We start from the raw sequence: 24,799 nt of genomic DNA, 5'->3' as shown, positions 1-24,799 counted from the left end.
CAAAGGCCCCGGGGTCAAACCACAGTGCCGCACCTTCAAAGCCGCCGGATGCGGGTGAAGATGAGTCCGGCTGCTCCGGCCGTCGCAACGAGGCCGACGCCGAGCCATACCTTGGCACCCTCGGCCGCCGGTTCCGCGGGGACCGTCATCTCCTGCCGGCTCCGGGCGGCTCCGCCAAGAGCTTGGGGAACCCCGATGCGGGATGCGGCAGCGCCTGCCGGTACGCGGACAGACGGCGACGGTGTTCCAGACGGTGTTCCATCGGGCCCAACGGCCGGCTGGCCGGCGGCTGGTGCCTCCGCCCCTTCGGCTCCGCCCGCGTCTGCAGCGGCGTCCCCGGACGGCGCGGTCCCTGCCGCCGGCTGCCCGGCCCCAGGCTGCTGGAGCGGCGTGGCCGTGCCGGCGGGCAGGGGTGGAGTGGCGGTCGCCGGTGTCGCGGACCCGGTAGCCGCCGCGCCCGCGGCGGGGGCCGGAGCCGGGGAGTTCGGGACTGTGGTTGTCGGAACAGGAGTTGTCGACGGGGAGACCGTGGTTGCCTCGGGGACCGGCGTGGGCTGCGGGGCGGTGGGGGCCGCATCGCCGAGCAGGCCCTGCAGCAGCCCGCCGATCGCGGGTAGCTGTGTGCTCCCCGTGATCTGCACGTCGGGTTCGCCGGAGCCGGAACCTCCGTCCGCCTGCGACGCGGGAACGCCCGCTGAGAGGACCAGTACCGCACCGATCGCGGCAGCGGCGCTGCCACGTCGGACTCCCCCATGGATACCGGTCCGGGAACGTGAAATTTCGGACCTGTAATTCACCATAGTGCTCAACCCTAGCCACGCTGGCGGGGGATGTGAAAGTCGGACATAGCCTGTGGCGGGCCTGGTTAAGCAGCTGATATCCGGCTGAACTGGGGCGATCCTCAGCTCAGCAGGCTGCGGATCTGCTCCGTGGTGTCTGCCACCACAGCGGCCAGCCCGTTGCCTGCCACCCAGCCTCCTACGATGCCAAGTCCCTCCTGGCGGGCACAGATGGTCCTGATGGCCGCCACGCGTGCCTTGTGGCCGACGGCAGCGAACGGCAGTGCCCCCTGCCACCGCACAACGTCCCAGCCAATAAGGTCTTCCTGCCGGATGGGGACACCGAGCAGGGCCGACGCATCACGTAGGGACGAGGCAAGAAGGTCATTGTCGGTTGCCGGACCGCCCGTGCCGGAGGCCGAGCCGTCAATTCGGCCATATGAGAGCCGGAGAACATGTGTTCCGGGGCCGGCAGCGGCGGCCAGCCAGTCCCATTTCGCCGTTGCATGCGTCAGTGCTTTGGCTTCAATTCCGGGAGTCTGCGGTGCCACGAGGATGCCTGTCCCCCGGGGCCGGCGGTCCAGTTCGGGGACGTCCACCACAAGCGTGGCAAGCCTGACGTCGGGACCGCCGGCAGGCTGTTTCCCCGCCAGGTCCGGGACCGCAGCCTGCAGCAGCCCGACGGCGGCCGGACCGTCGAGCGCCACGACGAGGAGGCCGGCGTCGTAAGCGGTCTCATCCGCGGTGACGCGCCAGCCGTCCGACGTCCGGATGGCCCGTTGCGCGCGGGCACCATTCACCAGCGCCACGCCGCGGGCCCGCAGGTCCGATACGAGGGCGGCAACCAGCGTGTGCATACCGCCCTCCAAGCCTGCGACGGCGGATCCGGCCTTGGCGGCTTGGGTTGGCACGATGGCCGGCGCGGTGGTTTGTGCTGTTGTTGGCCCCGCCCCCGGTCCAGACGGCATGGGGCCGCGCCGCTGCGCCGAGACCGCGGCTGCGAGTGAACCGTGTCTGCGGAGCCCTGCGCGCAGTCCTGGCGCCACCATGTCAACGTCCAGCAGTCCAGGATCGGCGGAATGCACGCCTCCGACCACAGGGGCGACCAGCCGGTCAAGGACGCGGCGGCCCATGCGGGCACGCACGAGCGAGGAGACGCTCGTTACCTCAGCCGTTGTCCCGATCGAGGCGGGCAGGATCCTGTCCAGCGAGGCCCGCAGGGAACCCAGCAGGCCCAGGGAGCGCCGGACCTCGGGGTCCCATGGATTGGCCGGGATGCCCAGGACACCCGTCTTGGGCAATTCCCGGGGGCCGTCGGGCAACTGCACCCACGCGCCACCAGGTTGTGGGGTAACGATCTTTCCGGCCAGCCCCAACTCGGTCGCGAGGTCGGCCACGGCGGTGGAACGGGTAGCAAAGGACTCGGCGCCGCTATCCAGCAACAGGCCCGCAACTGTGTGGCTTCCCACGCAGCCACCCCAGTGGTCGGTGGCTTCCAGGACAGTGACCCGACGGCCCGCCGCGGCGAGTTCCCGAGCGGCCAGGAGGCCGGATATCCCTCCGCCCACCACCAAGGCCGCCGGGGACACCCCGGCCTGCGCGTCGGGCTGCTGCCGGGAGTCCGGTTCCGTGCCCATGGGACTATTCCGGGGAAATGGAATGAATGAGCTCAACAACCCGGGTCAGGACGGCGGGATCGGTCTCCGGAGGCACCCCATGGCCAAGGTTGAGGACGTGGCCGGGCGCAGCTGAGCCGGCTTGGATGACTTCGCGCACGTGTGCCTCCAGCACCTCCCAGGGGGCGGAAAGGAGGGCGGGATCGAGGTTTCCCTGCAGCGGTACCGTGCCGCCGAGCCTGCGGTTCGCCTCATCGAGCGGAAGGCGGTAGTCGACGCCCACCACGTCCACGCCGACATCGCGCATGGCCACCAACAGTTCCGAGGTGCCGGTCCCGAAGTGGATCAGCGGGGCACCCAGGTGGCGGACGTGGTCCAGTGCCCGGGCAGAAGCGGGCGCGACGTATTTCGTGTAGTCCGCCAGGCCCAGGGACCCGGCCCACGAATCAAAGAGCTGTCCGGCGGAGGCGCCGGCCTCAAGCTGGGCGCGCAGGAACATTCCTGAGGCGTCGGCGGCCCAGTTGGCCAGCGCCGTCCAGGTCTCAGGATCGGCGTGCATCATGGTGCGCGGGCCGAGGTGGTCGCGTGAGGGTTTGCCTTCCACCATGTAGGCGGCGAGGGTGAACGGCGCGCCGGCGAAGCCGATCAGGGGGGTCTTGCCCAGTTCGGCGACCGTCAGGCGGACCGCTTCACGGATAGGCTCCAGGGCTTCCCAGGTCAGCTGCGGCAGGGCCGCAACGTCTTCAGCAGTACGGACCGGCTTGTCCAGCACCGGACCCACGCCGGGCACAATGTCCACGCCGACGCCGGCAAGCTTCAGCGGAATCACAATGTCCGAAAAGAAAATCGCGGCATCGACGTCGTGCCGGCGCACCGGCTGCAGGGTGATCTCGGATGCAAGCTCGGGCCGGAGGCACGAGTCAAGCATGGCCACGCCTTCACGGACCTTCAGGTACTCCGGCAGTGACCTGCCCGCCTGCCGCATGAACCACACCGGCCTGCGTGACGGCTTGCCGCCGCGGTAAGCCGTGATGAGCGGGGAATCTGCGGTGCGGCCGTCCCTGAGTGGGTGGCCGGCAGCGAGGGCGCTGTCGTGGGACAGGGCACTAGGCACGGCATTGGACACAGCGGAACTGGAAGTCATGCCATCGATTGTCCCCCAAAATTGGCCCTAAAAGATAACGACAGACTGTCACCCACAGCGGCCCGGATGGCTCCGTGGCGGGAATCACAGCCCCGGGCCGTCCGCACCCGCATCCCGGGTTGTTCTACCGCGGCACGAAAAAGCTATGATTGATCTGCTGTGGTTCTTTTTTCATTGGTGGCTACACACGCCGACATCGACCTTGAGACCGTTGCTCAGTTGAGCAACGGTGCTTCCGGGATCGCCACATCCGCACTCTCCGGATCGCCGGCAGTGACGGGTGCGGTGGTGCTTGCCACCTGCAACCGCTACGAAATCTACGGTGAAGCGCCCCACGCAGATGACGTGGAGGCCGCCCGTGCGGCCCTGGTGTCCCAGATCAGCGACCTCAGCGGCCTCAACGAACAGCTCGTTTCCCGCTCCTTCAGCACCCGGACCGGCCCCGAAGTCACCCAACACCTATTCGCCGTCAGCGCCGGGCTGGACTCAGCCGTGGTAGGCGAGCGCGAAATCGCAGGGCAGGTCCGCCGCGCCCTGATCACCGCCCAGCACGAGGGCACCGCCAGCCCGGGCCTCGTCCGGCTGTTCCAGGCCGCATCCAAGACGGCCAAGGATGTCGGGGCGCAGACCGCCCTCGGCTCCCGGGGCCTGTCCATCGTCTCGGTGGCACTGGACCTGGCCACGGACCTATCCGAAAACCCGGACTGGTCAGCCAAGAAGGTTGTGGTGTTCGGCACAGGGGCCTACGCCGGCGCCACCATGGCGCTACTCCGCGAGCGGGGCTGCACCGACATCTCGGTGTTCTCCTCGTCCGGCCGGGCCGAAGGCTTTGTGGCCACCCGCGGCGGGACGGCACTGGACAGTGAATCGTTGCCCGCAGCCGTTGCGGCGGCCGACGTCATGATCGGCTGCAGCGGCTCGGACACCCGTGTCGAGGCAGACGAACTGGCCCAGGTCCGGGCCGGATCACCGCAGCCGCTGATCGCCATCGACCTCGCCCTCACCCATGATTTTGACCCGGAAGTAGGCGGGCTCGACGGCGTCGAACTGCTGACGCTGGAATCCGTGCGCCTGGCTGCACCCCAGGAACAGGCCGAGTCCCTCACCCAGGCCAGCGGCATTGTGTCAGGCGCGGCCAAGGCGTTCGAGCAGGAACGGGAGGCCCGCTCGGTGGATAGCGCCATCGTGGCATTGCGCAGGCACACCATGAACGTCCTGGACGCCGAGATGGAGAAGGTCCGTGCCCGCCACGGCTGCACCGCGGCGGCGGAGGAAGTAGAGTTCGCGCTCCGCAGGATGGTCAAGCAGTTGCTGCACGTCCCCACCGTCCGCGCCCGCGAACTGGCGGCCAACGGCCAGCAGGACGACTACGTGACTGCGCTCGAAACCCTCTACGGCATCACCGTGGAGCAGCCTGCCGCCGCAGCGCAGGTCGAATGCCCGGTGGACCACAAGGGGTTGGAAAGCGCCTGACCCGGCGTTGCCCTATCACTTTTAGCTCTCAAACCACCGGTTTGGCGACCAAAAGTGATAGCGCAACGGGCTAGTAGACGGGCTTCTGCGGCTCCACGTCGCGCACCCACGCCAGGATTCCGCCGTCGAGATGGCTGACCCGCTGGTAACCGGCCTTCCGGGCCGCTTCCAGGACATTGGCCGAACGCGCACCCGACTTGCAGTGGAATACGATCTCCTTGTCCTGCGGCAGCTCAACCCAGGCCTCACCGGCGAGGATCCTGCCCTGCGGGATCAACACGGAGCCGTCGATGCTGACGATGTCGTGTTCGCCGGTTTCCCGGACATCCACGAGGTCGAAATCCTTCAGGCCCGCCTTACGGGACGCCAGCATGGTGGCCAACTGGGTCGCCGTAATGCTGTGCTCGTTGTCCGCTGAGGCGGCTGGCGTGATGCCGCAGAAGGCCTCATAATCCGTCAGTTCCGTAATGGGTTCCGCAGCAGGGTCCTTGGAGACGCGGATCTCGCGCCAGCTTCCGCCCAGCGCATCGAACAGTGCCACGCGGCCCAGGAGTGAACGCCCGACGCCGGTGATCAGCTTCACTGCCTCTGTGACCATGAGCGAGCCGACGGCGGCGCAGAGCATGCCGAACACGCCACCCTCGCCGCACGACGGCACGGACCCCGCCGGCGGCGCCTCCGGGTATAGATCGCGGTAGGTGGGTCCGTGCTTTTCCCAGAACACGCTCACCTGGCCGTCGAAGCGGAAGATCGATCCCCACACGTAGGGTTTGCCCAGGATGGCCGCGGCGTCGTTCACCAGGTAGCGGGTGGCAAAGTTATCCGCCCCGTCGAGGATCAGGTCATACTCCGCGAACAGCTCCAGCGCGTTGGAGGAGTCCAGCCGGACGTTGTGCAGGCGGACGTCCACCAGCGGGTTCAGTGCCGCGATCGCATCGCGGGCAGATTCAATCTTGGGCCGTCCCACATCGGCCACGCCGTGGATCACCTGGCGCTGCAAGTTGCTGAGGTCAACGTCGTCGTCGTCGATGATCCCCAGGGTCCCCACGCCGGCCGCGGCGAGATAGAGAAGCGCCGGCGAACCCAGCCCCCCGGCCCCGATGACAAGCACTTTCGCGTTTTTTAGCCGCCGCTGTCCGAGGGCACCGATCTCGGGAATGATGAGGTGCCGTGAATAGCGCTCCACCTCGGCTGGGGTCAAATCACCCGCGGGCTCCACCAGCGGTTCAAGCGAAATAGAGGAAACATTTGCGGTGAATGTCGAAGCCATACTTCAATGTATGCCCCGAGATACCGCGAGGTCATATTACCCCGCAGTAAAGTGGAGGTAACTGCAATGGAAAGTAGGGCAACTGTGGTCCACGAAGCACGGGCTGACCGGGCGTCCGTCGGCGAACCGCCGGCACCTCAACGCACCGCGGGCCAGCGGTCCGCCCGACTTCCCCGGGATGAACGCCGGGCACAGCTCCTCACAGCGGCCCAGGAAGTCTTTGTCGCCAACGGCTACCACGGCGCCGCCATGGATGAAATCGCCGAAACAGCCCATGTGAGCAAACCCGTGCTGTACCAGCACTTTCCCTCCAAACGCGAGCTGTACCTGGCCCTGTTGGACAGCCATCTCAGCTCGCTCACGGACCTGATGCTCGGGGCCCTCAGCTCCACGGTTGACAATAAAGAACGCGTCCAGGCCGTGATGCGCGCCTATTACCGGTTCATTGCCAGCGACGACCAGGCCCACCGCCTGGTTTTCGAGTCGGACCTCATCAACGATCCCGACGTCAGCTCCCGCCTTGAGACCTTCAACAAAACATTCGCCGACGCCGTCGCCCGGGTTATTGCCGAGGACACCAAGCTGCCCCATCTGGAAGCACAGCTCCTGGGGCGGGGCCTGGCGGGGATGGCCCAGGTCAGCGCCCGGTACTGGCTGGAAACCGACGGCAACCTTGACCTCGATGTGGCCAGCGACCTCATCTACCGTTTAGCTTGGCGCGGAATCTCTCGCTTCCCCAAAGAGACCTAGACTACAAATAAGAGAACCCAAGAAACTTTGATTGGCTGGGAGGCCCCCTTTTGGAAATTAAGATCGGCATTCAGAACATTGGCCGCGAAATCGTGCTGGAATCGGCGCAGGACGCTGATGCCGTGGCTACGGTCGTTGAAGAAGCCATCACCAAGGGCACCGAACTCCGCCTGAAGGACGACAAAGGACGCATTATCATCGTTCCCGGAAACGCCCTGGGCTACGTCGAAATCGGCGCGGAAGAAGCCCGCAAGGTCGGCTTCGGGCAGTTCTAGCAGCCGACCCACCGCCAAAATCCGGCGGATATCCGTAGCTTTTGAGGAGATTCGATGCTTTCGCTGACGATTGTTGTACTGGTGACCGTGGCCGCAGGCTTTATTGTCTGGGCCAATGACAAACGGCACGCCAAGTACGGCATGGGGGTGCCCGCCGGGGTTGCCGCGGCGGTCGGCGCGCTGAGCTGGATCATCTTCATTGCCGCAGGCTTCGGCTACCAGCCGGGCCTCACTTGGATTCCGTGGGTGCTGCCCATGGTGCTGGGGTCAGCGGCCGCGGTGGGTGCTGCGGTGTACCTCGGACGCACCAGGTCGCACTACGACACCTTGCGGCTGACGGCGGCGCTCAAGCTGTAGCCAGGCTCAACCCGCCGGCTGACGTCCTGCCTCCGTGCACAGGCAGAGCCGGTTTCCCTGTGAATCCGTGACCACCACCCAATTGGGTGCGTGGTCACGGTTCATTAACGCTCCGGTAGCCACAGTCTTCTCCAGGACAGCACCCGACTCCGCGCGGCTTCGATGGATGTCCAGGTGCATCCTGCTGCTGTTGGGGGTGGGCGTCTCCTGGAACCACACTGACGGGCCGCGTCCGTGAGGATCCACCAGGTCCGTGCCGGGGCCCTTCTTGTATCCCAGTGCGACGCGCCACACCTCGGAGATTTCAGCGGCGTCCGTCGTGTCGATTCCCACCTCAACGGTCCGATGCAGTCCCGGTTCCGCTGTTGCTCCGGCGGCTGCTGCGGCAGCACTCGCCGCACCAGCCGCCCTCACATCCCGGGAAGTCACCACGCCGCCAGCGTCATGGGAGGTGTACCGCAGGAACACACGGTTGTATCGCCAGTCGAGGTCCGGGTGGTGGTTTTGTTCTTCGGCGAGGCGTCCGACGTCGGCTATCAGCTGCAAGGCCGCGGCCGCCGTCTGCGTTTTAAACACAGTCACGAACCCGCCGAGGCGGTACCGCCAGTCCGGGAGGCCAGCCAGCGCTTCATCGATGGCTGACCTGCTGAGTGTGTCTTCAGTGCCCGCCACGGCTGGCTCCTCGGGTTGATCCTTGAGGGCACGCCTGGTGGCCGGCCGCGGCGGAATCGGGTCAGAGGAACTCTGCCCGGCCTTCCATGGCTGAGGATGCCAGGGCGTGCTCACGGCGCGGTATCCGCCCGGCCGCTTTCGCCAGCCTACCGGCGATCACAGCGTGTTTGAAGGCCTCCCCCATGAGTGCCGGGTTCTGGGCGCGGGTGACAGCGGTAGCCAGCAGGACGGCGTCGCAACCCAGTTCCATGGCAAGGGCAGCGTCCGAGGCAGTCCCTATGCCGGCGTCCAGTACCACGGGCACCGACGCGCGGGACACGATGAGTTCGATGTTGTGCGGGTTGAGGATGCCCAGCCCGGTGCCGATGGGCGATCCCAGTGGCATGACCGCCGTCGCGCCGAGGTTTTCGAGCCGCAGGGCCAGGACGGGGTCGTCATTGGTGTAGGCGAACACCTTGAAGCCCCGGTTGACGAGCTGTTCAGTCGCGTCCACGAGCTCAACGGCGTCCGGCAGGAGGGTCTGTTCGTCGGCGATGACCTCAAGCTTGACCCAGTCTGTTTCCAGCGCCTCGCGGGCAAGTTCAGCCGTCATCACGGCATCCCGCGCAGTGAAGCAGCCGGCAGTGTTGGGCAGGACCCGGATGCCATGGTCCAGCAGGAGCTGGAAAAGGGAGCCGGTTTCGGCTGGCGAGTATCGCCGCATGGCCACGGTGGTCAGCTCCGTCCCGGAGGCCAGCAGGGCCGCGCCCAGCCCATCAAGGCTTGGCGCGCCGCCGGTGCCCATGATCAGGCGGGAGCCGAGCTCGACGCCGTCGATCACGAGCGCGTCCGGGTGCCCGGTCGGGTTAACGGTATTGATGGTTTCGGTCATGGTTCAGCCTCCCTGGACTGCTGTGACCAGTTCGACGTCGTCACCTTCGGCGAGTGCCGTGACGTACCACTGGCTGCGGGGTACTACTTCGGAGTTGTGTGCCACTGCCACACCCAGTTTTTGCCCGTCGGTAGCCTGCCCGTTCGCAGCCAGGGGACGGCCAGTGACCTGGCTGACCAGGGTGGTAATTGACGCGCCGTCGGACACGCTGTGCAGCGAACCATTGAGGGTGATGTTCATGCTGTTTCCTTGGTGGGTTGGAGGATGGCGGCACGGCGTGTGGAGAATCTGGCCGGACTGAACGGGAGCCAGCGCGGGTCTGTGCGTCCATCCATGAGGTCCCGGCAGATGGCGGCGGCTGCAGGTGTCAACAGCACACCGTGGCGGAAAAAACCCGTCGCCACGATCAGGCCATCCACCGGTCCGTGGTTCCCTGGGAGGTGGACGCGGCCCAGCAATGGAGCGTTATCCGGCGTAGCAGGACGCGCCCGGGCTGTACTTTCCAGCAGTTCCAGCTCGGCGACCGCCGGCACCAGGACCTGGGCATCGCGAAGCAGCTGGTAGACGCCGCCTGCCGAGACGCCGCCTGCCGAGACGCCGCCAGCCGACGTTCCTGTGCCGTCCTGGCGGCGCTCCGGACTGGAGGCTGCCAACGCGTCCTCGCGCTGGGTGGCACCGATGACCACAGTGCCGTCACGCCTTGGAACGATGTAGACGGGAACACCGTGGACCAGTCCGCGGACAGTGGCGGTGACCAGAGGGCGGAGATGCTCCGGGACGCGCAGCCGGAGAATGTCGCCGTGCACGGGGCGCAGCGGCAGCTGGAGTCCATCGGGCAGCCCGCCCAACGACGCCGCTCCAAGCCCGTTGGCCACGATGGTTTCGCTGGCGGTCACCGAGCCCCCACCGGCCAGCCGGACACCGGCGACCCGGCCGTCTTTCCAGGCCAGCGACGACGCACGGTCGGCAACGGCGAATCCGTGTTCGGCTCCTGCGACGGCGGATCCTGAATCCTCCCTGTGGCTGGCCAAAGCCTCCCGCAGGCACGCCACCAGCTTCCGCGGGTCCACCTGGTGGTCAGCGGGAATGTCCAGGGCGCAGGAGATCGCGGGGCTCAGGAGGGCTTCGCGGCTGCGGGCTTCGCGCACCGTCAGTGGTTCAACGTCCAGCCCGTGGGCCCGCTGGACTGATCGGAGGTCCATCAGCGCACGGCGGTCGGCCGCGTCCGCGCCGACGGCCAGCGTGGGGGTGGGCAGGTACCCTGCATCGCCGGGAACGTCCCGGGCCAGGTCCGCCGCGAAGGCCGGCCACAGCCGGGACGATTCAAGCATCAGCTCCAGGAGTTCTTCCTCCTGGTAGTGCAACTCACTTACCGGGGCGAGCATGCCTGCCGCAGCCCAGGAGGCGCCGGAACCGGGGGCATCATCAATCACAACCACAGAACGGCCCGAGCGCCTGGCTTCCCAGGCTATGCCGTGCCCGATCACACCCCCGCCGATAACGGCGACGTCAGCAGAGAGGTCGGCGAGAGCGTCACTGGGAGCGCCGGCGGACGGACTGCCGGTTGGCGGTATCATGTGGTTCCTTCCCTACGCCGGTACTAGCCGGATCAGGTCAAGCGGTCGGCTCTGACGCCCTCTCAGCCCGGCGCTTTATGACAGCTGCCGCGGGCTCCCGCAGTACCTGCCCAGTTTAGAGGAACTACTCTGGTTTCCATGAACGCAGCCCTTCCTGACAGCATTGCCGTCGCCAACAGCACCTTCCTTTCCACCAGCCATGCTGAGGCCCTGGGCGGTGCCCGGCTGTACCTGTGCACGGATGCCCGTAAGGATCGCGGTGACTTCGCCGGGTTTGTTGATGCGGCCTTCGCCGGGGGCGTGGACATCATCCAGCTCCGCGACAAGACAATTGAGGCAGCAGAGGAGCTGGACCTACTGGCGGTACTGAAGGAGTCCGCACTGCGCCATGGACGGCTGTGGGCGGTCAATGACCGGGCCGACGTCGCGGTGCTCTCAGGTGCCCCGGTGTTCCATATTGGCCAGAAGGACCTGCCGCTGAAGGCTGCACGCACCTTGTTGAACGGCAATGCAGCCATCGGTCTGTCCACCCACACCACCTCACAGATCGACGGCGCGGTCTCGGCCTCGGCCGCCGTCACAGCCGCGCCCACTGGGCTGGACTATTTCTGTGTTGGTCCGGTGTGGGCCACCCCCACCAAGCCCGGCCGGGCCGCCGTCGGGCTCGACCTCCTCAGGTACGCCGCGGGGGCAGTCAAACAGGCGGGGTCCGTGCCCGGCGTGGCAGAGGTACCCTGGTTCGCCATTGGGGGCGTGGACCTGGGCAACGTGGAGCAGGTGGTGGAAGCGGGCGCCCGCCGGATCGTTGTGGTCCGGGCCATCACCGAAGCCGCCGATCCCGCAGAGGCCGCCGCGGCACTGCTTCGGGCCTTGGACGCCGCCGGCTCCTAGGCCTCCGGCCCCAAAGAGGGGATGGCGTGCATAATCAGCGAAAATCGGGCTAACCTGAATTTCGTGTCACATCATCGGCTGGCCCCAAATGTCCACGAGCACACCAATGCCCTCGAGGAGGCACTGAGTGCGCTGCGGACCGAGCTGGAGCTACCGGGCGACTACCCTGCCGACGCCGTCCGAGATGCGGAAGCCGCTGTCTCCTCAAGGCAACTGCCTGATGCCGACCTGACAGGCATTGATTTCCTCACTATTGATCCTGAGTCCTCCACCGATCTAGACCAGGCCCTGTTTATTGAGCGCGCCGGTAGCGGCTATCGGGTCCTCTACGCCATCGCAGATGTACCCGCATTCGTGGTGCCCGGCGGGCCGCTGGACGCCGAGACCCGCCGCCGGGGACAGACGTTCTACGCGCCCGACGGCCGTATCCCGCTTCATCCGGAGGTCATCAGCGAGGGGGCCGGCAGCCTCCTGGCAGGCCAGCTCTGCTCTGCCTTTGTGTGGGACTTCCACCTGGACCAGGCTGCCCAGGTCACGTCCGTTTCGGTCCAAAGGGCACGGGTCCGCAGCCGGGCCAAGCTCAGCTACAAGGGCGCCCAGGCTGAACTCGACGCCGGAACGGCCTCGCCGGTATTAGAGCTCCTTAAGGAGGTTGGCCTCAAGCGTGTTGAGCTGGAGCGGGAACGCGATGGCGCGAGCCTGAACATGCCTGAGCAGGAGATCGTGCAGCTTCCCGATGGCGGCTATCGGATCGCTGCTGCTCCCCAGCTCCCGGTCGAGGACTGGAACGCCCAGATATCGCTCATGACAGGAATGGCTGCGGCCACCCTGATGCTTGAGGGCAAAGTCGGCATCCTGCGGACCATGCCCGCCCCTGACGAACGGTCCCTGGGGCATTTCCGGCTGCAGACCGAGGTTCTGGGCAAGCCCTGGGACGGGAAAGCGGGCTACGGGGAGTATCTCCGCACGCTTGACCCCACGGATCCGCGGCAACTGGCCATCATGCATTCGGCGGGAATGCTTTTCCGTGGTGCCAGTTATACGGCGTTCGACGGCGAAATCCCCAATGATGCCCGCCAGTCCGCGATCGGAGCCGCCTACGCCCACACCACCGCTCCGCTCCGGCGGCTGGTGGACCGCTTTGTCCTGGTCATCTGTGAGGCACTCAGCAACGGCAGCCCGGTCCCGGCCTGGGCGCGGGAAGCGCTGCCCTCCCTGCCGGTGATCATGGCCGGTTCCGATCAGCTGGCTGCAAGGATGGAGCGTCTGGCGCTGGACACCGTGGAGGCCGCCCTGCTGGTCAACCATGTGGGTCAGGAATTCGACGCGATCGTCATTTCAGGGTCCAAGCCGCAAAAGGACAACGGCAAAAACGGCAATGGCTCCAACGGTAACGGCAACGGCAGGAACGGGAACGGCCCTTCCGGAATCATCCAGATAGCCGAGCCCGCCGTCACGGCCCGCTGTGCCGGTGACCTCGAATCCGGCACCAAAGTCCGTGTCCGGCTTCTCTCCTCGGACATCGCCACGCGGGAAGTACATTTCGAGCTCGTCGGGTAGGCGCCGGGGCGCCCGAAAGGGGCAAAGCCGGGTTTAAGACTCCTTGCCGGTAGACTGAAGAAGTAGATATGGATGCCCGGTCGTTGATTTCCTTGATTTTGAATTCAACAAGCCCGCCCCTACGCGATCTTGAGATACGCCCGCTGGTCACCAGTGCCAGCAATTAGATAGCCCGCGATCGGCTTCCACTGGATTTGCTTGCGCGCTTCGAGCGTGCTCCGGAACGGCCACGTTGGCCGGCCCGTTGAGCAGGCAGCGCCAATGCCCAAATGAATAAGGAAACTCACCTGTGAGTGAATTGCATACCCACCAGCTCCTGATTGACGATTCCGGCACCGAGGTCATCGAGCCGGAAGAAACCATTATCTCGGACGAAAAGCCCCATGAGATCGAGGAGAAATCCTTCGCAGACTTCAACGTCCGCGCCGATATCGTGGAGTCCCTCGCCGATGCCGGGATCACCCACCCGTTCCCGATCCAGGCCATGACACTGCCGGTGGCGCTCTCGGGCCACGACATCATCGGACAGGCCAAAACCGGAACCGGCAAGACCCTCGGCTTCGGCATCCCCGCGCTGCAGCGCGTCGTGGGCCGTGACGATCCCGGCTTCGACAAGCTCGCCGTCCCGGGCGCCCCGCAGGCGCTGGTGATCGTTCCCACCCGCGAGCTCGCCGTGCAGGTAGCCAACGATCTCCAGACCGCCTCCCGCAAGCGCAATGCCCGCATCGCCACCATTTATGGCGGCCGCGCCTACGAGCCGCAGGTCGAAGCCCTGCAGAACGGCGTCGAAGTTGTCGTCGGTACCCCCGGCCGGCTCATTGACCTTTACAAGCAGAAGCACCTGAGCCTCAAGAACGTCAAGATCGTCATCCTCGACGAAGCCGACGAAATGCTGGACCTCGGATTCCTCCCGGATGTGGAAACGCTGATCGCCGGCACGCCTGCGGTCCGCCAGACGCTCCTGTTCTCAGCCACGATGCCCGGACCGGTCATTGCGATGGCTCGCCGCTACATGACCCAGCCCACCCACATCCGTGCGGCCGACCCCGACGACGAGGGGCTCACCAAGCGCGACATCCGCCAGCTCATCTACCGTGCCCACAGCATGGACAAGATCGAGGTCGTGGCGCGCATCCTGCAGGCTCGTGGCCGTGGCCGCACCATCATCTTCACCAAGACCAAGCGGACCGCCGCCAAGGTGGCAGAGGAGCTGGTGGACCGCGGGTTCGCGGCTGCCGCCATCCACGGCGACCTCGGCCAGGGTGCCCGCGAACAGGCCCTCCGGGCTTTCCGCAACAACAAGGTGGACGTCCTGGTGGCCACGGACGTCGCCGCCCGCGGCATCGACGTCGACGACGTCACGCACGTCATCAACTACCAGTGCGTTGAAGACGAAAAGATCTACCTGCACCGCGTGGGCCGCACCGGCCGCGCCGGGAATAAGGGTACGGCCGTCACGTTTGTGGACTGGGACGACATGCCCCGCTGGGGCCTCATCAACAAGGCACTCGGCCTCAGCGTACCCGAGCCCGTTGAGACGTATTCTTCCTCCCCGCACCTCTATGAGGAGCTGGACATTCCGGAGGGAACCAAGGGCCGGCTGCCCCGCAACAAGCGAACCCTTGCCGGTGTTGACGCCGAAGTCCTGGAGGACCTGGGCGAGACCGGCAAGAAGAACTCCCGCAGCAGCGGACGTGACGGTGCACGTGACGCGGCGAAGGACAGCGGACGCGACAACAGCCGCGACCGCGCACGCTCATCCAGCCGCCGCAGCGGAACTGATACGGCCCCCCGCTCAGGTGAGCGCCGCCGTCGTACCTCCGACGCGGCGACTGCAGGCACCGGCCCCGCCACGGAACCGGCGGCTACAGCCCCGGCCGAAGGGGACCAGTCGCGCACCCGCCGCAGCCGGACACGCACCCGCCGCCGCAACGGCGAAGTGGTGGCCGGCGGCGACAACGGCGCACAGCCGGGCAGCGCCGAGGCCTAAAAGCCTCAATGACTGAATCTGTCTGGGCGCCGGACGGCAGCAACCTGGTGGTACACGCGGACAACGCGGAATTCCTCCCCTCGCTGCCGGACGGCGCCTTCACACTCATATACGTGGACCCGCCGTTCAACACCGGCCGGGCCCAGCAGCGCCAGGAAACGCGGATGGTGGTCAACGCCGAAGGTTCCGGAGACCGCGTGGGCTTCAAGGGACGTTCCTACGACACCATCAAAGGCGCCCTGCACCGTTACGACGACGCCTTCAGCGACTATTGGTCCTTTTTGGAGCCGCGGCTCGTGGAGGCCTGGCGGCTGTTGGCAGACGACGGCACGCTGTACCTTCACCTGGACTACCGCGAAGTGCACTATGCCAAGGTCATGCTGGACGCCATCTTCGGCCGGGAATGCTTCCTGAACGAGATCATCTGGGCCTACGATTACGGGGCGAGGGCCAAGTTCCGCTGGCCCACCAAGCACGACAACATCCTCGTGTATGTGAAGAACCCGGCGAAATACCATTTCGACAGCGCCGAGGTGGACCGGGAGCCGTACATGGCGCCGGGGTTGGTCACGCCCGCCAAACGCGAGCTCGGCAAGCTGCCCACTGACGTCTGGTGGCACACTATCGTCTCGCCCACCGGCAAGGAAAAAACCGGCTACCCCACGCAGAAGCCTGAGGGCCTTGTCCGCCGGGTGGTGGCAGCTTCAAGCCGCCCCGGGGACTGGTGCCTGGACTTCTTTGCCGGTTCCGGCACGCTCGGTGCGGTGGCCGCCAAACTGGACAGGAAATTTGTGTGCGTGGACCAGAACCAGCCAGCTATCGACGTCATGGCCAAACGGCTGGGCACCCGCGCGACGTTTATGTCGTTCCCCCCCCAACTAGGTCGCAGATAATGTCGTTTTGAGCCTCCAAAACGACATTAACTGCGACCTAGATTCGTCGCTGGTTCGGCTAGCAGGTTTCCATCAGCTGGATTCCGTGATCTCTCTGTCGGTTGTCCAGGACCGCTCCGTTGGAGTCGCAAATGGCGTTGACCAACAGGGCAAAGCCTTCACCGTTCTGGAAGTTGCCGTTGCTGCCAGCGCCTTCGGGGACAGTTCCCGGCGGCAGGAACACCCAAGCACCCGCCTCCAGTACGTACGCCCAGTTGCCCTGCACATGGACGTTGATATTAGGGCCGGGGATGAAGATGAAGTCGCTGCCCGTGTAGGCCGACCGGCTGACGTTGGAACAGTCCAGCGCATTGGCTGCCGTGGGGACAAACATAAAGAGTGCGGCCAGGCCAGCCGCGGCGAATGATTTCCTGAACATGGTTTCTCTCCGTCTACCGTACGAAATGTTGCATGGCGACGAGACCTTTTGGCGATGAACACCACCCCCGGCAAGCGCAAGACTACTCAGCCCGGAGCGTTAGTCAAGATGTGCGGAACTCCCGCGCACTACTGCCGTCCCAGTGGCCAGCTCCTCGATCCGCGCCAGCACCTGGGGCGTCGTCAGGTTCTCTCCCAGCAGGTTGGGTTTGCCGGTGCCGTGGTAGTCGGACGAACCTGTAACCAGGAGTCTATGCTTGGTCGCGAGGCCCCTCAGATACTCACGGCCGGCCTCGGGATTGTCCCTGTGGTCGATCTCCAGGCCCACCAGGCCGGCGTCGATCATCTCCTGGTACGTGCGCTCCCCCACGATCCGTCCACGTGCGGAAGCCACCGGATGCGCAAAGACCGGGACGCCGCCGGCGGCACGGACAAGCTCGACGGCGGTTGCGGGGTCGGGCGCGTAGTGCTGGACGAAGTAGCGCGAATGGGAGGTCAGGATGGAGGTGAAGGCCTCCGAACGGTCCGCCACGACACCGGCGGCCACGAGCGCATCCGCGATGTGCGGGCGCCCCAGCGTGGCACCGGGTGCCACATGATGGATGACGTCGTCCCACGTCAGCGGATAGTCCTCCGCAAGCAGGGTGACCATGCGCTCGGCGCGGGTGAGGCGGGCATCCTTGGCCTTCGTGATCTCCTCCAGCAGCCCGGGGTGGTCAGGATCGTGCAGGTAGCTCAGGAGGTGCACACTGATCCCCTCCGCCGTCCGGCAGGAGACCTCCATGCCCGGAACGAGCGCCACGCCGAATTGCACGGCAGCGGCCGAGGCTTCGGCCCAGCCATCCGTGGAGTCGTGGTCTGTCAGCGCGACGACATCCAGCCCTGCGCGGGCGGCCGAGGCCATCACATCGGCGGGTGTTTCCGTGCCGTCGGAAACATTGGAGTGGGCATGCAGGTCAATCCTCACCTGCCCAGCCTAGTTGACCGCGTTCGCGCAGCCGCGTAGCTGGTGAGACGATGGTGCCGTGAACGATGCCGAAAACACCCTGAACTCTGCTTCCCAGCCCCTCGAAGAGCGCGTCAACAACCGCTCGCAGCGGCCCAGTTCCGATGCCTTCAAGGCCTTTATGGCCAGCAATTGGGCGCCTTCCACTAAGGAACTGCCGGCGCGCGATACCGTCGCCAGTTACGCCGCGACCCGGCGAAGGACCATCTCTGACCAGTTCAAAGGCGAACGCCTGGTCATTCCCGCCGGCCCGCTGAAGGTGCGCTCCAACGACTGCGACTACCGCTTCCGTCCGCACTCCGCATTCGCCCACCTCACCGGCCTGGGCCTGGACCACGAGCCGGACGCCGTACTCATCCTCGAACCTGTCGGAGAAGGAAAGGGCGACGACGGCGGGCACCACCATGCCACGCTGTACTTCCGCCCGCTGGCCGGCCGGGACACCGAACAGTTCTACGCCGACTCGCGATCCGGCGAGTTTTGGATCGGCGCCCGTCCCACCCTGGCTGAGTTTGAAGCACGGCTGGGACTTCCCACCGCTCACATTGACGCGCTCGAAACCGCGATCACCAAGAATGTGGGCGCTCCCGAGATCGGCGGGATCTCCATTCGCCTGGTCCGCAAGGTGGACGAGAACATCGATGCCCTGGTGGACACGGCCCGCTACAACACGGCCAAGGACCCGGACAACCTGGACCTCGCGGTCCTCGATGCGCTGGATGAGAAGCTGTCCGAAGCCCTGTCCGAGCTCCGCCTCCTGAAGGACGAGTGGGAGATTGAGCAGATGAAGACGGCAGTCGCGGCCACGGTCGAAGGCTTTGTGGAAGTGGTCAAGTCCCTTCCCCGTGCCCTGACCCATGACCGCGGCGAGCGGGTTGTGGAAGGCGCGTTCTTTGCGCGTGCCCGCGAGATCGGCAACGAACTCGGCTACGACACCATCGCGGCCTCGGGCAACAACGCCACCGTGTTGCACTGGACGCGCAACACCGGCAGCATCAACGCCGGGGAGCTCCTGCTCCTGGACGCGGGAGTGGAAGCCGACTCCCTGTACACCGCCGACATCACCCGCACCCTGCCTGCCAACGGCATGTTCAGCGAGATCCAACGCAAGGTCTACGAAGCGGTCCTCGACGCCGCCGACGCCGGGTTCGCCGCCGCCCGGCCCGGGGCCAAGTTCCGGGACATCCACACCGCCGCCACGACGGTCCTGGCCGAGCGGCTCGCTGAGTGGGGACTGCTGCCCGTCAGCGTGGAGGAAGCGGTCAGTCCCGAGGGGCAGCAGCACCGCCGCTGGATGCCGCACGGCACCAGCCACCACCTCGGACTGGACGTGCACGACTGCGCACAGGCCAGGCGGGAGCTGTACCTGGATGGCATCCTGACCGAGGGCATGGTCTTCACTATCGAACCGGGCCTGTATTTCAAGAACGAGGACCTGGGCATCCCGGAGGAGTACCGCGGCATCGGAGTCCGGATCGAGGACGACGTCCTGATGACGGCCAATGGCCCCATCAACCTCAGTGCCGCGCTGCCCCGCAAGGCCGACGACGTCGAGTCCTGGATGGCCGGTATCTATCGGGAAGCCAACGGCGAAGGCAGCCAGCAGGCCCCCGCATAGCCCGGTGCGGCTTTAACGCGAACGGACACCTAAGCCCCTGGGGTTTAGGTGTCCGCTCGCGTTTGAGGCCGTGGACGTAACGGCTAGGAGCCCGCTTCGTCCCGGTTCCTGTCCGGTGCCACTTCGGGCTGCTGCGCAGGCTGCCCGGAGTCCGGGTGGTCGCTGCCGGGCCCGGCGTTGTTGGCGGGTGAGGCAGGCACGGGGTTATCGCTGACACGCACGCCGTACTGCGGCCGGCCATCGGGCAGGTCAGGATAGCGAACCGCCGAGACGGGGGCCGGAGCCGGCTGCGCCTGGCCCTCGGCCGGCTGGCCTGGTTGTGCGGCCGCAGCGGGGCCGCCCTGCGTGCCGGGGCTCTGCTGTCCGTACGGATCGTTCCAGCTGGCCGGCCTCACGGGAGCCTGCCCTTGCTGGTGGCCGGGCTGCTGGCCGGGCGCCTGCCCCGGCTGCTGGTAAGGCTGGTTGTGGTGGTCGCCCTGCGTGTATGGCCTCGGCCCGGCAGCGGCGTCGGACCGTGTCATCGGCAGCTGCTGGAGCAGCCGCCGGGCTTCGTGGGCGGCCTCTGGCGAAACCACCACGTCATAGGTGGTGGCCACCACTTGGCTGGTAGAGGTGAAGTCACGCTTTCCCCGCTGCATGGCGTAGGTGACAATGCCGAACAACATAAAGAACGCGGCACCCATCAACACGGACGTCAGGATGGAGAAGTAGCCCGGGGACGGTGCGAAGAAGGACAGCATCACGCCGACGAACAGACCGAACCACATGCCGCTCAGCGCCCCTGACAATGCCACGCGGGGGTAGCTGAGGCGTCCCGTCACTCGCTCCACCATCTTGAGCTCGTTGCCCACGATGGACACCATCTGGACCGGGAACTGCTGGTCAGCGAGATAGTCCACAGCCTTCTGGGCATCCAAGTAGGAGTTGTAGGAACCCACGGTGTCACCTGTGGGGACGGTGCGGGACTCGTCCACGCCGTTGGACCCGCCGGCCTTCGGACCACCAAAAATGTTTGACATACCTCCATTCTTGCCTATCAGCATGTGTGCCGCCTGTAAATTCAGCTAAAAGAGAGCAGACTCGGTAGCCTGTAGACGTGAGCACAAATCTTTCGCGCGTCTTCGTTGCGCGCCTTCTGGGTCTTGACGTCTTCGACCCGCTGGGCGACCGTCTGGGCCGGTTGCGCGATGTTGTGGTGCTCTCGCGCGGAAGCCGGGGCGCCCCCCACGTGGTAGGCATCGTCGTCGAAGTTCCGGGTAAGAAACGCGTTTTTGTGCCGATGACGCGCATTACCTCGATCGACCAGACCCAGATCATCTGCACCGGCCTGGTCAATCTCAGGCGATTTGAGCAGCGCGGCGCCGAGACACTGGTAGTGGCGGAGATGTTTGACCGCCGGGTGACGCTCAGGGATGGCAGCGGTGACGCCACCATCGAGGACATCGCCATGGACCAGCACCGTTCCCGGGACTGGTTCGTCAGCAAGCTGTTTGTCCGCCGCGGCCATTCCCTCTCGCCCCTGAGCCGCCTGCGCCGCAACGAGACCATGATCATCGACTGGGCCGACGCCCTCCAGGGTGCCCGCACCGAGCCCCAGGCCGCAACTCAGTTCGTAGCAAACCATGAAGACCTAAAGCCCGCGGACTTCGCCGAGGCGCTGCAGGAGATGAGCGATAAGCGCCGCTTCGAGGTAGCCAGTGAACTCCAGGACGAACGTCTCGCCGACGTCCTGCAGGAGCTCCCGGAGGATGACCAGGTGGAGATCCTTTCGGCCCTTGATGTCCAGCGCGCCGCTGACGTCCTCGAAGAAATGGACCCCGACGACGCCGCCGACCTCCTCGGCGAACTGCCCACCGCCCAGGCCGAAGAACTGCTGCAGCTGATGGAGCCCGAAGGCGCCGAAGACGTCCGGCGCCTGCTCGAATATGACGAGGATACCGCTGGCGGCCTGATGACGCCGGTGCCGGTGATCCTTCCCCCGGAGGCGACCGTCGCCGAAGCCCTGGCCCACGTCCGGCGCGAGGAACTCTCGCCCGCCCTGGCTTCGTCCATCTTCATCGCCAGGCCACCGCTCGAGACTCCGACCGGCCGGTTCCTGGGCGTCGTGCACATCCAGCAGCTCCTGCGATTCCCACCCTTCGAGCCCTTGGGGAACCTCGTGGACAAAAACCTGGAGCCGTTGTCGGACCAGGCCCACATCAGCGAAGTCGCCAGGACGCTCGCTACCTACAACCTGAACTCCCTGCCCGTGGTCAATGATGACGGCCGGCTCGTGGGGGCGGTGACTGTTGATGACGTTTTGGATCATCTGTTACCGGATGATTGGCGCGCCCATGATGGCGAAGCCCCGATAAGAAGGCTCGGTGGCCGCATTGGCTGACAATACCGCTCCCAAGAATCCCGGCCAGCGCGGCACAGGGAAGGCAGCAAACAAAGGAAGCCTCGACACACCCCTGAGCGGCCGCAAGCGGATCCTGCCCAAGTTCTCCCCCGATCCGGACGCTTTCGGCCACGCAACCGAAGGTTTTGCCCGGTTCATGGGTACGCCCCAGTTCCTGGTCTACATGACAGTCTTCGTCGTCATCTGGCTGGTCTGGAACACCTGGGCACCGCTGGAGTGGCAATTCGACTCCCGCGCCCTCGGCTACACCTTGCTGACGCTGATGCTTTCGCTGCAGGCGTCCTATGCTGCACCCCTGCTGCTGCTGGCCCAGAACCGGCAGGATGACCGCGACCGCGTCTCGCTGCAGCAGGACCGCCAGCGCGCTGAACGCAACCTGTCCGATACCGAATACTTGACCCGTGAGCTCGCCTCGCTGCGGATCGCCCTTCGCGAGGTGGCCACGCGCGACTACGTCCGCGCGGAGCTGCGTTCGTTGCTGGAGGACATGCTGGAGGCCCAGGAGGAACTGCGGACCCACGACCCCTCCGGGGCCGGCAGCCACGAATCGCCGCGGGACAAGGTCAAGGAGAGGCTGAAGGAGAAACGGGATCGGCAGCGGAGCCCCCGCACGCAGCAGATCCCCCGGGTCAAGCCCAGTCACGCCGCCCAGCAACCCGCCGTAACGCCGCAGCCGGCGCCCCCCGAAACCTTTACAACCCCGGAAGCCGAGTAAACCCCTGCATGTCTGAATCCCTGCACCGGGCGGTTAATACTGCCCTGGCCACCGTCATCGACCCTGAACTCCGCCGCCCCATCACGGAGCTAGGCATGGTGGACTCGGTGGAGATTTCCGACGACGGCCGTGTTCGGCTTGCCGTGCTGCTCACCATCGCCGGTTGTCCCCTCCGCGACACCATTACGTCCGACGCCGACAAGGCTCTTTCCGCGGTTCCTGGAGTCACCGCCGTCGAGGTTGAACTGAAGGTCATGAACCAGGCCCAGCGCGACGCCCTGAAGGAACAGCTGCGCGGCGCCGGCGGCCAGCGCGGCATCCCCTTCAACCAGCCCGGTTCGCTGACCAAAGTTTTCGCCGTGGCCAGCGGCAAGGGCGGCGTGGGGAAGTCTTCCGTCACCGTTAACTTGGCCTGCGCTCTGGCCGCGCAGGGACTCAGGGTAGGGATCGTGGACGCCGACGTCTACGGCTTCTCGGTTCCGGCACTGATGGGAATCACGCAGGCCCCGACGCGGGTGGACGACATGATCCTGCCACCGGTCGCGTACGGGGTAAAGGTCATCTCCATCGGGATGTTCGTCACGGCGAACCAGCCTGTGGCCTGGCGCGGTCCCATGCTGCATCGTGCCTTGGAGCAGTTCCTCACCGATGTCTACTTCGGTGACCTCGACGTACTCTTCCTTGACCTCCCCCCGGGCACTGGCGACATCGCGATCTCTGTAGCCCAACTGCTGCCCAAGGCGGAAATCCTGGTGGTCACCACTCCGCAGGCAGCGGCGGCGGATGTCGCCGAGCGGGCGGGCGCCATCGCCACCCAGACGGGGCAGTCGTTGGCTGGAGTCATCGAGAACATGTCGTACCTCGAGATGCCCGACGGCGGCAAGATGGATTTGTTCGGAAGCGGCGGCGGGGAGGTCCTCGCCGAGCGGCTCACGGCAACAGTGGGTTCAGAGGTACCGTTGTTGGGCCATATTCCGCTGGACATCCTCCTGCGGGAAGGCGGGGACGCCGGTTCGCCGATCGTGCTGGGGCAACCGGAGACGCCGGCCGCTAAGGCGCTTGTTGAGATTTCCGGCAAGCTGTCGGCGAAACCGCGCGGGCTGACGGAGATCAAGCTGGGGCTGCAGCCGCGCTGACTGCCATGGGCTGGCGGATCGGCGGGACCCTCCCGGCGCCCTCCCCGTGCAGTTCCTAGGTTGCTTCGGTGTCGAAGGGCGCTGCTTCACCGGCTGGCAGCTGCTGGATAACCCGTTCAGGGCGCGGGGCCGTCGTAGTCGCGCCGGCAGTGACGGCTGCGGCGCCGGCCACGGCTGCCACCGCTGGCGCACCTGCGCTGACCGGTTTGGAGTCGTCGTCAAGAAGCGCTTCCTTGATGATGCGCCGGGGATCGTACTGGCGGGGATCGTATTTCTTCCAGTCGACCTCGTCGATGTCGATCCCCACCTCCTCTTTGATCTGCTCGCGGGCGCCGGAGGCCATGCGGCGGACTTCCTTCACCAGATTTGCAAGTTTCTGGGTATATTCGGGCAGCCGCTTGGGACCGATCACCAGAATGCCGATGATCAGCAGAAGGAAGAACTCCGGGCCGTTGATTCCAAACACTTTAGGAAGATTACCCTCTCCGGGGTCATGCTGACGATTCCCGCTTACCACCGGCGGCAACAGCCAGTTTTAAGGCGTCAGAATCCGGACAATTTTGTGCATGCCACGCTGCAGTCGTTCACTCAGGGGCTCCGCTGCAGGAGGACTGACGGACGCCGTCCCCTCCGGCGCAACGCCCGCGCTGATACCGGTCGCGGCGAGGGCGGTGAGCCGCTGAAGGACAGGGAGGGCGTCGTCCGCCCGGTCCGCCGGCAGGTCGGATTCGTACGTGAGCGTGTTTGCTCCGGACTGGAGGACCGCCGCCCCGGGTACGGAGCTCAAGATGGACACGTCACTGTCCCCTGCAGGCGTGCGGACGTCATGCTGCTCGACGACCTTGGCATAGTACCGGCCATCTGAGAGCTTCATCTCGACGGCCGGGCGACCGTCCAGGGTGGTTGCCTTGGCAGAAAGAACGTGAAAGCCCAAAGACTCCAGCTCAGGACACACCCAGCCTTCCAGGCGCAGTCCTGCAAGTTGTCCGGCGCTCAGCTCCCGGCCGTCGGCGGGCACCTTGGCGGGCTGCTGTACAAAGCTGCCAGCGGCCGAACTGGCAGCCATCGGCAACGGGTCGCCGGCCAGGGCGAAAGCGCTTGCGGCAAGGACCCCGGCAGCCGCTGCCGTTCCGCCGGCTGCGAAGGCCAGGATCTTCGCTCCGCGGTGCGGACTGCGTGACGGCTCGCAGGAGGCCATGGCAAGGACATGCGTCTGCTGCAGCAGGCGGGCCGTGAGATCCTGGCTGGCAGGCGGGATGGCCGCTTCCCGCAGTCTTTCGATGTACTGGCGTTCGCGACGCATGGCCGAGGCGCACTCCGGGCAGCTCTTAATGTGGCTGTCGGTCCGGGGATGCCTGCGGAACAGCGGGTTGTCGGGAGTCATGAGG

General features: G+C 66.0%; 25 protein-coding genes and 1 riboswitch. Of the genes, 12 read left to right on the top strand and 13 right to left on the bottom strand.

Translation table 11 applies throughout. The features are described 5' to 3' along the window. Positions 1–35: 35 nt before the first annotated feature. From V9L18_RS03100 to hemE, 3 genes are all read right to left on the bottom strand, one after another. Positions 36–800: a hypothetical protein gene (locus V9L18_RS03100; protein ID WP_337345717.1), complete on the bottom strand. Its 765-nt coding sequence runs from the start codon at positions 798–800 to the stop codon at positions 36–38. Positions 801–901: 101 nt separating this feature from the next. Beyond that, positions 902–2,416 (bottom strand): protoporphyrinogen oxidase, encoded by a 1,515-nt coding sequence (gene hemG, locus V9L18_RS03095; protein WP_337345716.1) that lies wholly within the window; start codon positions 2,414–2,416, stop codon positions 902–904. 4 nt (positions 2,417–2,420) lie between these two features. After that, positions 2,421–3,539, bottom strand: a complete 1,119-nt coding sequence (gene hemE / locus V9L18_RS03090) for a uroporphyrinogen decarboxylase (RefSeq protein WP_337345715.1) — start codon at positions 3,537–3,539, stop codon at positions 2,421–2,423. Between the two features lie 159 nt (positions 3,540–3,698). Here hemE and V9L18_RS03085 point away from each other — a divergent pair, with 159 nt between their 5' ends. Then, positions 3,699–5,012, top strand: a complete 1,314-nt coding sequence (locus V9L18_RS03085) for a glutamyl-tRNA reductase (RefSeq protein WP_337345714.1) — start codon at positions 3,699–3,701, stop codon at positions 5,010–5,012. 70 nt (positions 5,013–5,082) lie between these two features. Here V9L18_RS03085 and moeB read toward each other — a convergent pair whose 3' ends face one another. Then, entirely contained in the window at positions 5,083–6,282 is a 1,200-nt protein-coding gene (gene moeB, locus V9L18_RS03080; protein WP_337345713.1) for a molybdopterin-synthase adenylyltransferase MoeB, read from the bottom strand. An 84-nt stretch (positions 6,283–6,366) separates the two neighbouring features. Here moeB and V9L18_RS03075 point away from each other — a divergent pair, with 84 nt between their 5' ends. The 3 genes from V9L18_RS03075 to V9L18_RS03065 are packed head-to-tail and all read left to right on the top strand — an operon-like array spanning position 6,367 to position 7,664. Beyond that, positions 6,367–7,032, top strand: a complete 666-nt coding sequence (locus V9L18_RS03075) for a TetR/AcrR family transcriptional regulator (RefSeq protein ID WP_337345929.1) — start codon at positions 6,367–6,369, stop codon at positions 7,030–7,032. Between the two features lie 50 nt (positions 7,033–7,082). After that, positions 7,083–7,307: a DUF3107 domain-containing protein gene (locus V9L18_RS03070; protein ID WP_056343932.1), complete on the top strand. Its 225-nt coding sequence runs from the start codon at positions 7,083–7,085 to the stop codon at positions 7,305–7,307. 54 nt (positions 7,308–7,361) lie between these two features. Next, positions 7,362–7,664, top strand: a complete 303-nt coding sequence (locus tag V9L18_RS03065; protein WP_337345712.1) for a hypothetical protein — start codon at positions 7,362–7,364, stop codon at positions 7,662–7,664. 6 nt (positions 7,665–7,670) lie between these two features. Here V9L18_RS03065 and V9L18_RS03060 read toward each other — a convergent pair whose 3' ends face one another. From V9L18_RS03060 to V9L18_RS03045, 4 genes are all read right to left on the bottom strand, one after another. Beyond that, on the bottom strand, positions 7,671–8,336 hold the full coding sequence (locus tag V9L18_RS03060) for a 4a-hydroxytetrahydrobiopterin dehydratase (RefSeq protein WP_337345711.1): 666 nt from the start codon (positions 8,334–8,336) through the stop codon (positions 7,671–7,673). Between the two features lie 61 nt (positions 8,337–8,397). Next, positions 8,398–9,207 (bottom strand): thiazole synthase, encoded by an 810-nt coding sequence (locus V9L18_RS03055; protein WP_337345710.1) that lies wholly within the window; start codon positions 9,205–9,207, stop codon positions 8,398–8,400. Positions 9,208–9,210: 3 nt separating this feature from the next. Then, positions 9,211–9,447 carry a sulfur carrier protein ThiS gene (gene thiS / locus V9L18_RS03050; RefSeq protein WP_337345709.1) on the bottom strand — a complete coding sequence of 79 codons (237 nt, stop codon included), beginning with the start codon at positions 9,445–9,447 and terminating at the stop codon, positions 9,211–9,213. After that, positions 9,444–10,784: an FAD-dependent oxidoreductase gene (locus tag V9L18_RS03045; RefSeq protein ID WP_337345708.1), complete on the bottom strand. Its 1,341-nt coding sequence runs from the start codon at positions 10,782–10,784 to the stop codon at positions 9,444–9,446. The genes thiS and V9L18_RS03045 overlap by 4 nt, the downstream gene beginning before the upstream one ends. After that, positions 10,777–10,895: riboswitch (TPP riboswitch) on the bottom strand. It overlaps the preceding gene by 8 nt. 27 nt (positions 10,896–10,922) lie before the next feature. Between V9L18_RS03045 and thiE the strand changes: the two genes are divergently transcribed. The 4 genes from thiE (at position 10,923) to V9L18_RS03025 (ending at position 16,118) form a co-directional block, all read left to right on the top strand. Then, entirely contained in the window at positions 10,923–11,675 is a 753-nt protein-coding gene (thiE, locus tag V9L18_RS03040) for a thiamine phosphate synthase (RefSeq protein WP_337345707.1), read from the top strand. A 63-nt stretch (positions 11,676–11,738) separates the two neighbouring features. Then, complete coding sequence (locus V9L18_RS03035) at positions 11,739–13,235, top strand: RNB domain-containing ribonuclease (protein ID WP_337345706.1); 1,497 nt, start codon at positions 11,739–11,741, stop codon at positions 13,233–13,235. Positions 13,236–13,524: 289 nt separating this feature from the next. Then, entirely contained in the window at positions 13,525–15,225 is a 1,701-nt protein-coding gene (locus V9L18_RS03030) for a DEAD/DEAH box helicase (protein WP_337345705.1), read from the top strand. 8 nt (positions 15,226–15,233) lie between these two features. Continuing rightward, positions 15,234–16,118: a DNA-methyltransferase gene (locus V9L18_RS03025; RefSeq protein ID WP_337345704.1), complete on the top strand. Its 885-nt coding sequence runs from the start codon at positions 15,234–15,236 to the stop codon at positions 16,116–16,118. Between the two features lie 58 nt (positions 16,119–16,176). Here V9L18_RS03025 and V9L18_RS03020 read toward each other — a convergent pair whose 3' ends face one another. Both V9L18_RS03020 and V9L18_RS03015 read right to left on the bottom strand, forming a co-directional pair. Beyond that, positions 16,177–16,536: a hypothetical protein gene (locus tag V9L18_RS03020; RefSeq protein ID WP_337345703.1), complete on the bottom strand. Its 360-nt coding sequence runs from the start codon at positions 16,534–16,536 to the stop codon at positions 16,177–16,179. Between the two features lie 99 nt (positions 16,537–16,635). After that, complete coding sequence (locus V9L18_RS03015) at positions 16,636–17,502, bottom strand: PHP domain-containing protein (RefSeq protein WP_337345702.1); 867 nt, start codon at positions 17,500–17,502, stop codon at positions 16,636–16,638. A gap of 58 nt (positions 17,503–17,560) precedes the next feature. Here V9L18_RS03015 and V9L18_RS03010 point away from each other — a divergent pair, with 58 nt between their 5' ends. Continuing rightward, positions 17,561–19,159: an aminopeptidase P family protein gene (locus V9L18_RS03010; RefSeq protein ID WP_337345701.1), complete on the top strand. Its 1,599-nt coding sequence runs from the start codon at positions 17,561–17,563 to the stop codon at positions 19,157–19,159. 83 nt (positions 19,160–19,242) lie between these two features. Here V9L18_RS03010 and V9L18_RS03005 read toward each other — a convergent pair whose 3' ends face one another. Next, complete coding sequence (locus V9L18_RS03005; RefSeq protein ID WP_337345700.1) at positions 19,243–20,178, bottom strand: general stress protein; 936 nt, start codon at positions 20,176–20,178, stop codon at positions 19,243–19,245. Between the two features lie 77 nt (positions 20,179–20,255). On the opposite strand from V9L18_RS03005, the gene V9L18_RS03000 reads away from it, so the two are divergent. From V9L18_RS03000 to V9L18_RS02990, 3 genes are read left to right on the top strand one after another with little or no spacing between them, the layout of a single operon-like run. Further along, complete coding sequence (locus V9L18_RS03000; protein WP_131131437.1) at positions 20,256–21,539, top strand: magnesium transporter MgtE N-terminal domain-containing protein; 1,284 nt, start codon at positions 20,256–20,258, stop codon at positions 21,537–21,539. Then, entirely contained in the window at positions 21,523–22,275 is a 753-nt protein-coding gene (locus tag V9L18_RS02995) for a DUF1003 domain-containing protein (RefSeq protein ID WP_337345699.1), read from the top strand. The genes V9L18_RS03000 and V9L18_RS02995 overlap by 17 nt, the downstream gene beginning before the upstream one ends. Before the next feature lie 8 nt (positions 22,276–22,283). Further along, positions 22,284–23,411 carry an Mrp/NBP35 family ATP-binding protein gene (locus V9L18_RS02990; RefSeq protein ID WP_337345698.1) on the top strand — a complete coding sequence of 376 codons (1,128 nt, stop codon included), beginning with the start codon at positions 22,284–22,286 and terminating at the stop codon, positions 23,409–23,411. Positions 23,412–23,466: 55 nt separating this feature from the next. Here the strand turns inward: V9L18_RS02990 and V9L18_RS02985 are convergent, their stop codons facing one another. Beyond that, a complete protein-coding gene (locus V9L18_RS02985) occupies positions 23,467–23,877 on the bottom strand; it encodes a Sec-independent protein translocase TatB (RefSeq protein WP_337345697.1) in 411 nt (136 codons plus the stop codon). 69 nt (positions 23,878–23,946) lie between these two features. Continuing rightward, entirely contained in the window at positions 23,947–24,795 is an 849-nt protein-coding gene (locus V9L18_RS02980) for an anti-sigma factor (protein ID WP_337345696.1), read from the bottom strand. Positions 24,796–24,799: the final 4 nt, after the last annotated feature.

The organism is Pseudarthrobacter sp. CCNWLW217, assembly GCF_037203985.1.
GTDB lineage: Bacteria > Actinomycetota > Actinomycetes > Actinomycetales > Micrococcaceae > Arthrobacter.
Note: the sequence above shows the minus strand (reverse complement) of the source record. Positions and strands in the feature narration are given on the sequence as shown.

Bases quoted from the DNA above. Each gene is read 5' to 3' on its own strand.
- V9L18_RS03100 (WP_337345717.1), bottom strand. From the start codon at position 800: ATGGTGAATTACAGGTCCGAAATTTCACGTTCCCGGACCGGTATCCAT.
- V9L18_RS02980 (WP_337345696.1), bottom strand. From the start codon at position 24,795: ATGACTCCCGACAACCCGCTGTTCCGCAGGCATCCCCGGACCGACAGC.
- V9L18_RS03045 (WP_337345708.1), bottom strand. From the start codon at position 10,784: ATGATACCGCCAACCGGCAGTCCGTCCGCCGGCGCTCCCAGTGACGCT.
- V9L18_RS02990 (WP_337345698.1), top strand. From the start codon at position 22,284: ATGTCTGAATCCCTGCACCGGGCGGTTAATACTGCCCTGGCCACCGTC.
- V9L18_RS03020 (WP_337345703.1), bottom strand. From the start codon at position 16,536: ATGTTCAGGAAATCATTCGCCGCGGCTGGCCTGGCCGCACTCTTTATG.
- thiS (WP_337345709.1), bottom strand. From the start codon at position 9,447: ATGAACATCACCCTCAATGGTTCGCTGCACAGCGTGTCCGACGGCGCG.
- V9L18_RS03025 (WP_337345704.1), top strand. From the start codon at position 15,234: ATGACTGAATCTGTCTGGGCGCCGGACGGCAGCAACCTGGTGGTACAC.
- hemG (WP_337345716.1), bottom strand. From the start codon at position 2,416: ATGGGCACGGAACCGGACTCCCGGCAGCAGCCCGACGCGCAGGCCGGG.
- V9L18_RS03055 (WP_337345710.1), bottom strand. From the start codon at position 9,207: ATGACCGAAACCATCAATACCGTTAACCCGACCGGGCACCCGGACGCG.
- moeB (WP_337345713.1), bottom strand. From the start codon at position 6,282: ATGGCTTCGACATTCACCGCAAATGTTTCCTCTATTTCGCTTGAACCG.
- thiE (WP_337345707.1), top strand. From the start codon at position 10,923: ATGAACGCAGCCCTTCCTGACAGCATTGCCGTCGCCAACAGCACCTTC.
- V9L18_RS03005 (WP_337345700.1), bottom strand. From the start codon at position 20,178: ATGTCAAACATTTTTGGTGGTCCGAAGGCCGGCGGGTCCAACGGCGTG.
- hemE (WP_337345715.1), bottom strand. From the start codon at position 3,539: ATGACTTCCAGTTCCGCTGTGTCCAATGCCGTGCCTAGTGCCCTGTCC.
- V9L18_RS03065 (WP_337345712.1), top strand. From the start codon at position 7,362: ATGCTTTCGCTGACGATTGTTGTACTGGTGACCGTGGCCGCAGGCTTT.